We start from the raw sequence: 9,473 nt of genomic DNA, 5'->3' as shown, positions 1-9,473 counted from the left end.
CCGTGGCCCATGGCCGGTGACCAGGCAGCCCGTGGCCCATGGCCGGTGACCAGGCAGCCCGTGGCCCATGGCCGGTGACCAGGCGGCCCGTGGCCGGTAACCAGGGGGCCGGGCGGCCCATGGCCGGGCGGCCGGTGGTCAGGTGGCCGGTAACCGGGCGGCCCGTGGTCGGCAGGACCGTGGCCGGGCCGGGGTTCGCTCGGCCGTCCGGCCGTCTCCGGGTGGCGCGGGCGCGGCGCGGGCGGCTAGCTGGTGCCCGGGGGCCGATTGCGGAGAGGCGGGCCGGGCATGCGGGAGAAGTCGCCGGGACAGGAGGCGCTGGAGAGACCGCGCGCCGCGGGGCTCGCCGGAGTCGTCTTCGCGCTGCTCCTGGCGGCGATGATCATCCTGGTCAGGCTGGGGATTCCGGAAGGGGCCGACGCGGCCACCGTCCAGGCGTTCACGGACCCCGGACGGCGTGACGCGCTGCGGGCGGCCCTCGCGCTCGTGCCGTTCGCCGGCATCTTCTTCCTGTGGTTCATCGGCGCGGTACGCGCGCACGTCGGCGCGGTCGAGGACAAGTTCCTCTCCACCGTCTTCCTGGGCAGCGGGCTGGTCTTCACCGCCATGTTGTTCGGCGCCGCCGCCGCGGCGAGCGCCGTGCTCGCTGTGTCCCACCCGACGGGCACGCTGCCGGCGCCGGCGGCCTGGGACTTCGGCCGTCACCTCGCGTACACGCTGATGACGGGGTACGCCATGCGGATGGCGGCGGTCTTCGTCTCCTCCATGTCGGTCATCGGCCACCGTCTCGGCGTCCTGCCGCGCTGGCTCACGATCGTGGGCTTTCTCAGCGCGCTGACGCTGCTCTTCGTCTCGTCGAACGTGCACTGGGCGGAACTCGTCTTCCCGGCGTGGTCGCTCCTGCTGAGTCTGCACATCCTCACGGCCGGCCGCCGTAACCGCCCCCGGCCGGCGGCGGCCGGATGACGGCCGCCCACGGCGGGCGCTCACTCGATCGGCGTGCCCGGCGCGCGGGCGGCCCGCCCGCACTCGCATGCTGGCGGACGGGGGAAGACCGCCGTCCGGAGCCGCCCGCACCAGCCGCGTGGGCGCGCACCGGACCTGGCCACCGAGAGAGCGGAGCGTCGATGAGGCTCGTTGTCGATCTCAACAAGTGTCAGGGGTACGCGCAGTGCGCGTTCCTCGCGCCCGACGTCTTCGCCATGCACGGCGAGGAGTCGCTGATCTACAACCCGCGCGCGGACGAGGAGCAGCGGGAACGGCTGGCGCGTGCGGTCGCCGCCTGTCCGGTGCAGGCGATCACCGCCGACGGTCTGGACGGCGCGCGGGGATCGGCGGCCGGTTCCGCGCAGGAGGCGTCCGATGGCCGCTGACCAGCTGGAATGGCTCAGGCGCGAGGGCCGGATCGTGGTCGTGGGCGCCTCGCTGGCCGGCCTGCGGGCCGCCGAGACGCTACGCGCCGAGGGCTTCGCCGGTGAGCTGACCCTGATCGGTGACGAGCCGCACGAGCCGTACGACCGGCCGCCCCTGTCGAAGTCCGTCCTGCTGGGCATGGCGTCCCCGAACCACACCGAGCTGCCCCACCGCTGGGAGATCGACGCCAAGTGGCGCCTCGGGGTGGCGGCGACGGGTCTGGACCTGACGGCCAGGCGGGTCCGGCTGGCCGACGGGGACGAGGTGGAGTACGACCGGCTGCTCATCGCCACCGGCGTCCGGGCCCGGCCGTGGCCGAAGGAGGAGGAGGCCCGGCTGGACGGCGTGTGTGTGCTGCGCACGCGGGAGGACGCGGCCGACCTGTGGCGGCGGTTGAAGGCGGGGCCGCGCCGGGTGTTCGTCATCGGCGCCGGGTTCGCCGGTTCCGAGGTCGCCTCCGCCTGCCGGGAGATGGGCATCGCCGTCACCGTGGCGGAACGTGCGGGGGCGCCGCTGGTGGGCGCGCTCGGCGGGGTCGTCGGCGCGGTCGCGGCCGACCTGGCGGTCGAGAACGGCGTGGACCTGCGCACCCATGTCACGGTGACCTCGCTGGAGGGGGACACGGCCGGCAGGGTGCGGGCCGTGCATCTGTCCGACGAGACGGTCGTCGAGGCGGACGTGGTCGTGGTCTCGCTGGGTTCGCTGCGCAACACCGACTGGCTGGCCGGGTCCGGACTGGGCGCCGGTCCCCGGGGCATCGCCTGTGACGCGGGCTGCCGGGCCTTCGACTTCCGGGGCATCGTCACGGACGACGTGTTCGTGGCGGGCGACGTCGCGCGCTCCCCGCACGCGCTGTTCGGCTACCAGTTCCTGTCGCTGGAGCACTGGGGCAACGCCGTCGCCCAGGCGGAGACGGCCGCGCACAACATGATCTGCCACGGCGCCGACCGGCGGCCCCACCTGTGGATGCCCGCGTTCTGGTCGTCGATGTTCGGGGTGAACATCAAGTCGGTCGGGGTGCCGCCCATGGGCGAGCAGATCATGATCACGCAGGGTTCGCTGGCCGAGCGCCGGTTCGTCGGCGTCTACGGGTACAAGGGCCGGGTCGTGGCCGCCGTGACCTTCGACAACACGCGGTGGCTGGAGTTCTACCAGCGGCAGATCGAGCGGGGGGCGCCGTTCCCGGTGGAGTTCCCGACGATGGACCGGCGTCCCGAGGGCCGGCAACCGGTGTCGGCCGACTTCCCGGACCCCTCCCTGCCGACACACGGCCCGATGGTGACCCTCACCGGTTACTCGCCGGCCGACCAGCAGCTGGTCTTCCATCCCTCCCGCCACTGACCGCCGCCCCCGACGCTCCAAGGACCCGCCATGCCGCAAGCCTCGATGACGCACCGGATCACCGACTTCGCGAACCGCGCCAACCCGTACCCGGTGTACCAGGAACTGCGCAGGACACCGGTACTGCACGAGGAGGAGGACGGCCCCTACATCATCAGTTCGTACTACGACATCAAGGCCCTGCTCCACGATCCGCGGATCAGCTCGGACGCCGCCAACCTGTCCGCCCCGGATGACGACGAGCTGGGCCAGCCGGACGAGACGGGCGGTCTGCCGCCGTCGTTCCTGCGGCTCGACCCGCCCGAGCACGACCGGCTGCGGCGGATCGCCAACAGCGCCTTCGGACCACCGCACCGGCCACGGCGGATCGAGAGCATGCGGGGCGAGATGCGGCAGATCGTCACCGAGCTGATCGACGCGCTCGGGGACGCCCGCCGGTTCGACCTGGTCGACCAGTTCGCCTACCCCTTCCCGGTGACGGTGATCTGCCGGCTGCTCGGGGTGCCCAGGGAGGACGAGCCGCGGTTCCGTGCCTGGGTGGATCCGCTGGTCGCGAACCTCGACCCCGCGCGCCAGGACGACGGCGACGCGCAGAAGACGGCGCAGGAAGCGCGTATGCAGCTCGGCATGTACCTGGCCGGACTGGTCGAGCAGCGCACCAAGGAGCCCCGTGACGACCTGCTGTCCGACCTGGTGAACAGCCGGGGTCCGGACGGCTCCATGGCCATGATGGAGGTGCTCAGCACGACCGTCCTGCTGCTGATCGCCGGTCATGAGACGACCGTCAACCTGATCACCAACGGCATGCTCACCCTGCTGCGCCACCCGGAGATCCTCGCTCGGCTGCGGAAGGACCCGGGTCTGTCGGTCAACATCGTGGAGGAGCTGCTGCGGTACGAACCGCCGGTGCAGCTCCTGCCGCAGCGCACCTGCATCACCGACATCGAGGTGCGCGGGGTCACGATCCCGAAGGGCTCGCGGATCTGGCTGGTCCTCGCCGCGGGCAACCGGGACCCGGAGCGGTTCAAGGATCCCGAGCGGTTCGACCCGGACCGCGGGGACATCCAGCACCTCGGCTTCGGCAGCGGCATCCACAGCTGCTTCGGTGCTCCGCTGGCCCGGCTGGAGGCCCAGATGGCACTGTCCGAACTGGCCCGGCGGCTGGAGAACCCCCACCTGGTCGAGGACCCGCCGCCCTACCGCCCGAACGCCGTACTGCGCGGACCCCGGCATCTGGACATCGCGTTCGAGGGACTGCGCTGACCACGGAGCGGGCGGAGCGGCCCGTCAGCGCGCGGGCCGGGTGAGCCGTACCGCGGACGGGGCGAGGCCACGGGCACCGGCCGTATGGACGCGACGCGCACCGTGTGCGTGCCCGGCCGAGGCGGCACCCGGCGGTGTGCGGTGCGGTCGGCCACGCGCGGCGGGCCGCCTCGCGCTCCGTCCCGGGCGGAGATCCGGCACGGGCGTCGTTCAGCAGCCGCACTCGCCTTCCACGGGCGCCGTCAGGGGGTCGGCGTCCCGGCGCGCCGGGCCCTGCCAGGTGTCGTAGGGGAAGCCCTCGCGCGCCCAGTACTCGAAGCCGCCGAGCATCTCCTTGACGCGGTAGCCCAGTTCGGCGAGGGCGAGTGCGGCGCGGGTGGCTCCGTTGCAGCCGGGGCCCCAGCAGTACGTCACCACCGGCACGGACTTGTCCAGGAGCTGTTCGGCCCGTTCGGGGATGAGCGCTGTCGGCAGGTGGACGGCGCCCGGTACATGGCCTTGGTCCCAGGACCGGGTGGAGCGGGAGTCCACGACGACGAAGCCGGGGTCTGCGCCGGCCGCGAGCGCGGTGGCGACGTCGGAGGCGTCGGCGTGGAAGGCGAGGCTCGCGCGGAAGTAGGCGGCGGCCTCGGCGGGGGCGGCGGGAGCGACGTGCAGGACGGGGTTCTCGGAAGTCGTGGAGATCATGACGGAGAAACTACGGTCCGCAGGCCGTTCCCTGAAGGGACGATCCGCGGTCCAGCCCTTGTCCCGCCGGGGATTGCCCTGCTATTCATCCGGGATGACCGTGTATTCCCCGGACGCCACCGACTGGCGCATCCTCGAGGTCCTCCAGCACGACGGGCGGGCCAGCTACGCCGAGTTGGCGCGGGCCGTGTCCATGTCGCCCAGTGCCGTCACCGAGCGGGTCCGGCGGCTGGAGGAGGCGGGCGTGATCCAGGGCTACGCGGCGGTGGTCGACCCCGAGCGGCTGGGCCTGCCGATCCTGGCCTTCGTGCGGCTGCGCTATCCCCACGGCAACTACAAGCCGTTCCACGACCTGGTCTCGGCGACGCCCGAGATCCTGGAGGCGCACCACGTCACGGGCGACGACTGCTTCGTCATCAAGGTCGCCGCGCGGTCGATGTCCCATCTGGAGCGGGTCTCGGGAAAGATCGGCGCACTGGGCTCGGTGACCACCAGCGTCGTGTACTCCTCCCCCCTGCCCCGCCGCCCACTGGGCCGCTAGGCCGCCAGGCCGCGAGCAAAGGAAGCACAAAGCCACGCTTTGGATGGTGGCGCGCGCCACGGAAACCGCATGGGGCCCGGACGCGCACACCTCGCCGCAAGCTGCGGTTCACGTCGTTCAAACCTGGGTTTACCTATGGAATTCGTTGATCATCTCGTCTTGTGACGAGCATTTGCTCATGCCACTCTTCTGGCTGTCGCGACACCGAGATCACTGCATCACAGGACGCATCAGCGAAGGGCCGCCGTGTATTTCGAGACGCTCAAAGCCAAGATCCACCGCGCCACCGTCACTCAGTCGCACCTGAACTACGTCGGGTCCATCACCATCGACGCGGACCTGATGGAAGCTGCCGGGATCCGGCGCCACGAGAAGATCGACCTGGTCAACGTGACCAACGGAGCCCGTTTGTCGACCTACGTGATCGAGGGCCCGAGGGGCTCCGGCGTCATCGGAGTGAACGGGCCCTCCGCCCGGCAGGCGCAAGTCGGGGACATCGTGCTGCTCGTGTCGTACGCCTCGGTGACTCCCGAGGAAGCCGAGGAGTTCGTCCCCAAGGTCGTCTTCGTGGACGCAAACAACAAGATCACCGGCTTCGGCGGTGACCCTGCCGAAGTGCCGCCGGGAAGCGGCCTGATCCGCGGCGACCAGGTGGCAGGCGCCTGACCGCACCGGGCCCCGGACCGGAGCACCGGTCCCGGGGCCCGGCACCGGCGGCGGAGCTCCGCCGCCGGCTCCGTACCGATGCCTCACTCCTTCCGCTCCCCGCCCCTGCCAACGAACGGGAACGCATTGGCCGCCACGCTTTCCGCACCGACGACGGTCCTGAAGAACGCCCTCACCCACTACCACGCCGAGTTGGGCCAGGCACTGGCCGTCCTCGAACACCACCGCGCCGCCGGCGAGGCCTTCTCGCCCGCCTTCCGGCTACCCGAGCCGGGTCCCGCCCTCGAGGAGTTCTTCTCGGCGTCGGACATCGCCGTCACCGAGCTCCCCCGGTACCGCGGTCATCGGTTGCGCTTGCTGGACCTGATGCGCAACCCGGCGACCCGGACCACGAAGACCCTCGCGTCACTGACCATCGTGGCCCGCGCCGTACGCCACATCGCCGAGACCGGCGATCGCATCATGATCGTCACCCCGTCGTCGGCGAACAAAGCCACCGCGCTGCGCGACGCCGTCCACCGCGCCATCGCCTCCGGGCTGGTGACAGCCGGCCAGCTGCAGATCACCAGCGTCGTGCCGGCCGGTTCCACCGGCAAGCTGTGGTCGTCGCCCCTCAGCGAGGACGCCTCGCTGCGCCGCCGCAATCCGCTGGTGGTGCACGAGTGCGCGGAGCCGGCGTCGGTGAAGGACCTCGCGACCGCCTTCGCCACCGGTCACGCCGAGCGCCTCCACCGACAGCACGGAGTCCGCGTCTGGTACACGCTGGGCCTGGACAACTACCGTGCCGCGGACATGGTCCGTGCCTTCGCCGAACGCGATCTGCTGCCCGCCGACCAGTCCGCGCGCACTCATGTGCACTCCGTCTCCAGCGCCTTCGGGCTCCTCGGCCACCACCTGGGGCACCAGATCATCGCCCGGGACGGCCGGTCGGCCCCGCCCCGGGCCCGCTACTTCCTCGTCCAGCACCTCGGCACCCCCGACATGGTGCTGAGCCTGCGCCACGGCACGCACGACCGCGCCGAACTGCCCGCCTACGAGCTGGATCCGACCACCGGCCTGTACCGCCAGGACCAGGATCCGCACTTCCCGGCGACCACCTACGATCCCGACGAGCACCTGGACCCCACCTTCTACACCCGGCGGCCCGTCACCTCGGCCCAGATGGACCCGATCATCGCCACCCAGGGCGGAGGCGGGATCGTCGTCTCCCTGCAGGAGTGCATCAGCCGCTACGGGGAGGTGCGGGCCCTCCTCTCCGACGCCGACGTCGCACTGCCCGCGGACCCGCGCAGGCTGCGGGAGTGGTCGCTGGTGATGGCGGTGACCGGAACGCTCAACGCCGCCGACCGCGGCCTGCTCCCGGACAGCGAGGACGTGCTCGTCCACGGTTCCGGCAGCTACGGCGAACAGGACTACCGCCCGCTGCCCGCCGGTCACCGGCTCGCGGCCGCCGACGTCGAGGAGTTGGCGGCACACGTCGAGGAAGCCGCACGCGCCGCCGACGGCCGCTGAGCGCGGCGCACATCCTTCGGCCGGACCACCGGCCCTCCCCCTGAGCACCGGAAAGGCGAGGACCATGACCAGGCAGCCCGACAGCCTGCTGTCCCTGACCGACTTCAACGGCGCGCCGCTGGCGGACGATCTGCTGTGGAAGAGCTTCCGCGGCCTCATGGAACGCCACGGCTACGTGTTCATGTGCAACGTCCCCGACACCTTCGACCCGGTGGCCTTCTGCAAGCGCCTGGGTGACTTCGTCCCGCAGTACACCGGTGTGCTCGTCGGCGATGTCACCCCGGAGCCGGGAATGGAGGAGTTCTATCACGCCGGGAACACCAAGCCGCTCTACCCGCACTCCGAAGGTTACGACTTCGAGGGACTGCCCCCGCGGTACCTCGCACTGTGGTGCGAGAGGCCCAACACCGGTGCGGGAGGCGAAACCACGCTCGCCGACGCACGCGCCTGGAGCGAGACCCTCGGCGAGGCGGACCGCGCCTACCTGTGCGAGCGCGTCTTCGCGTGGGAGACCACCGACGCGATGCGCCACCTGGGCCTGGACCTGCACCCGGAACACCCGGTGCTCGAAGAGCACCCGGACGGGCTCATCGTGCGCTACTCCTTCAACAACCTGGTACGCGGCGACGACGAAGACATCGTCGGCCCGCTGCTCGCCGACGCCAGGGAATACTTCGAACGCCACCACGTGGCCGTCCAGTACGAACGCCGCGACATGCTCGTCTTCGACAACTGGCGCATGCTGCACGCACGCAACGCGTTCACCGACACCGGGCGGCACCTGCGGCGCATCCAGATCGCGCACCGGCCCACGCCATGACCACCACCGCACCCGACCGGGACATCGCGGTGGTCGGCAGTGGCTCGCTGGCCCGGAGCATCTGCTACTCCCTGGCCGTCGCCGCCGATCCGCCGCCCCGCACGGTGACCGTGCTGGCCCGGAACGAAACCGCGGCGCAGGAGATCGCGTGCATCGCCGACGCGCGTGCGGCGGCCTCCTCGGCTGCCACCCGCTTCCGTGCCACCGCGGTCGACGCCCGCGACCGGGACGCGATGGCGGGGCTGCTGCGACGCATCGCGCCGCGGGTCGTGGTCAACTGCGCGTCGGTGCAGTCCCCGTGGGAGGCGGCCCACGCGCCGTCCGGCTGGACCCGCCTGCTGTCCGAGGCGGGCTTCGGGCTGGCGCTGCCGCTCCACGCCGTCCTGGCCCGCGAGGTGGCCTGCGCGGTCCGGAGCGCCGGCGTCCCGGCGGTGTTCGTCAACGCCTGCTACCCGGACGCGGTCAACCCCGTGCTGCACGCCGAAGGGATCCCGGTGGCGTGCGGGGTCGGCAACGTGGCGACCCTCGCGGCCGCACTCCGCGCCGTACTGCGGCCGCGCGCCGGGGTACGGCTCCGGGTGCTCGCGCACCACAGCCATCTGCACGCACCGGCCGACCCGCACCACGAGGTGCGGGCCTGGCTGGACGACCAGCCGGTGCAGGACGTGGGCCGGCTGCTCGCCGCGCACCGCGCCTGCGGCCGGGAGGAGTTGAACGCGGTCACCGGGCACACCGCGGCACTCTTCCTGGCCCGGCTGGCCGCCGGAGCCGAGACGTACGCCGATCTCCCCGGCCCCCTGGGCCTCCCCGGCGGCTATCCGGTCCGCGTCCGCGACCGGCAGATCACCCTCGACCTGCCGCACGGCATCACGAGAAAGGAGGCGATCGCCTGGCAGCAGCGCATGGCCGGTCTCGACGGTGTCGTCGTCACCCCCTCCGGCCGGATCCACCTCGGCCCACGAGCCGCCTCCGCGCTCGCCGGTCACCTGCCGGGCGACTGCGCGGGACGACCCACCGACAGCGTTCGGGAGCTGACCGGCCAACTGCTCGACCTGCGTGACACCTTGCGGGCGACGCCGGCCTGACGACCTGCCCGGGGACTTTGCCGACCGACCGGATCCCGGCCCGCCGCCCGCCGCCCGCCGCACACCCCCGCACCGACGATTCGAAGGAGAGCGAAGATCACTCAGCAGAACGGCCGTCACGGCAGCGCGGCGGCGTGGATCGTCC

The 9,473-nt window shown here is 72.0% G+C and carries 10 protein-coding genes; 9 read left to right on the top strand and 1 reads right to left on the bottom strand.

Going from position 1 to position 9,473, the window contains the following annotated elements; genetic code table 11:
* Nucleotides 1–288: 288 nt before the first annotated feature.
* The 4 genes from AB0B40_RS17220 to AB0B40_RS17205 all read left to right on the top strand — a co-directional run bounded on the left by AB0B40_RS17220 (nucleotide 289) and on the right by AB0B40_RS17205 (nucleotide 4,017).
* Nucleotides 289–966 (top strand): hypothetical protein, encoded by a 678-nt coding sequence (locus AB0B40_RS17220; protein ID WP_345054214.1) that lies wholly within the window; start codon nucleotides 289–291, stop codon nucleotides 964–966.
* Nucleotides 967–1,127: 161 nt separating this feature from the next.
* Nucleotides 1,128–1,373 carry a ferredoxin gene (locus AB0B40_RS17215; protein ID WP_345054212.1) on the top strand — a complete coding sequence of 82 codons (246 nt, stop codon included), beginning with the start codon at nucleotides 1,128–1,130 and terminating at the stop codon, nucleotides 1,371–1,373.
* Entirely contained in the window at nucleotides 1,363–2,754 is a 1,392-nt protein-coding gene (locus AB0B40_RS17210) for an FAD/NAD(P)-binding oxidoreductase (RefSeq protein WP_345054210.1), read from the top strand. The genes AB0B40_RS17215 and AB0B40_RS17210 overlap by 11 nt, the downstream gene beginning before the upstream one ends.
* 30 nt (nucleotides 2,755–2,784) lie before the next feature.
* Nucleotides 2,785–4,017 (top strand): cytochrome P450, encoded by a 1,233-nt coding sequence (locus tag AB0B40_RS17205; protein WP_362264300.1) that lies wholly within the window; start codon nucleotides 2,785–2,787, stop codon nucleotides 4,015–4,017.
* A 210-nt stretch (nucleotides 4,018–4,227) separates the two neighbouring features.
* Here the strand turns inward: AB0B40_RS17205 and AB0B40_RS17200 are convergent, their stop codons facing one another.
* Nucleotides 4,228–4,704, bottom strand: a complete 477-nt coding sequence (locus AB0B40_RS17200) for a rhodanese-like domain-containing protein (RefSeq protein WP_362264298.1) — start codon at nucleotides 4,702–4,704, stop codon at nucleotides 4,228–4,230.
* A gap of 94 nt (nucleotides 4,705–4,798) precedes the next feature.
* Between AB0B40_RS17200 and AB0B40_RS17195 the strand changes: the two genes are divergently transcribed.
* From AB0B40_RS17195 to AB0B40_RS17175, 5 genes are all read left to right on the top strand, one after another.
* Nucleotides 4,799–5,245 (top strand): Lrp/AsnC family transcriptional regulator, encoded by a 447-nt coding sequence (locus AB0B40_RS17195; RefSeq protein WP_362264296.1) that lies wholly within the window; start codon nucleotides 4,799–4,801, stop codon nucleotides 5,243–5,245.
* Between the two features lie 246 nt (nucleotides 5,246–5,491).
* Nucleotides 5,492–5,911, top strand: coding sequence for an aspartate 1-decarboxylase (gene panD, locus AB0B40_RS17190; RefSeq protein ID WP_345054201.1), 420 nt, complete (start codon nucleotides 5,492–5,494; stop codon nucleotides 5,909–5,911).
* A gap of 126 nt (nucleotides 5,912–6,037) precedes the next feature.
* Nucleotides 6,038–7,423 (top strand): DUF6002 family protein, encoded by a 1,386-nt coding sequence (locus AB0B40_RS17185; protein WP_362264294.1) that lies wholly within the window; start codon nucleotides 6,038–6,040, stop codon nucleotides 7,421–7,423.
* A 64-nt stretch (nucleotides 7,424–7,487) separates the two neighbouring features.
* The gene (locus AB0B40_RS17180) at nucleotides 7,488–8,243 is read left to right on the top strand and encodes a TauD/TfdA family dioxygenase (RefSeq protein ID WP_362264292.1); all 756 of its coding nucleotides are present in this window, start codon (nucleotides 7,488–7,490) and stop codon (nucleotides 8,241–8,243) included.
* Complete coding sequence (locus tag AB0B40_RS17175) at nucleotides 8,240–9,328, top strand: hypothetical protein (RefSeq protein ID WP_362264290.1); 1,089 nt, start codon at nucleotides 8,240–8,242, stop codon at nucleotides 9,326–9,328. The genes AB0B40_RS17180 and AB0B40_RS17175 overlap by 4 nt, the downstream gene beginning before the upstream one ends.
* The last annotated feature ends 145 nt before the right edge of the window (nucleotides 9,329–9,473 follow it).

It is taken from the genome of Streptomyces sp. NPDC042638 (assembly GCF_040647235.1).
Taxonomy (GTDB): Bacteria; Actinomycetota; Actinomycetes; order Streptomycetales; family Streptomycetaceae; genus Streptomyces; species Streptomyces rameus.
The sequence above is the reverse complement of the archived record's forward strand: the minus strand, read 5'-3'. Positions and strand labels throughout refer to the sequence as shown.

Coding starts and splice junctions, on each gene's coding strand:
- AB0B40_RS17195 (WP_362264296.1), top strand. CDS start 4,799: ATGACCGTGTATTCCCCGGACGCCACCGACTGGCGCATCCTCGAGGTC.
- AB0B40_RS17180 (WP_362264292.1), top strand. CDS start 7,488: ATGACCAGGCAGCCCGACAGCCTGCTGTCCCTGACCGACTTCAACGGC.
- AB0B40_RS17210 (WP_345054210.1), top strand. CDS start 1,363: ATGGCCGCTGACCAGCTGGAATGGCTCAGGCGCGAGGGCCGGATCGTG.
- AB0B40_RS17220 (WP_345054214.1), top strand. CDS start 289: ATGCGGGAGAAGTCGCCGGGACAGGAGGCGCTGGAGAGACCGCGCGCC.
- AB0B40_RS17175 (WP_362264290.1), top strand. CDS start 8,240: ATGACCACCACCGCACCCGACCGGGACATCGCGGTGGTCGGCAGTGGC.
- AB0B40_RS17215 (WP_345054212.1), top strand. CDS start 1,128: ATGAGGCTCGTTGTCGATCTCAACAAGTGTCAGGGGTACGCGCAGTGC.
- AB0B40_RS17200 (WP_362264298.1), bottom strand. CDS start 4,704: ATGATCTCCACGACTTCCGAGAACCCCGTCCTGCACGTCGCTCCCGCC.
- AB0B40_RS17205 (WP_362264300.1), top strand. CDS start 2,785: ATGCCGCAAGCCTCGATGACGCACCGGATCACCGACTTCGCGAACCGC.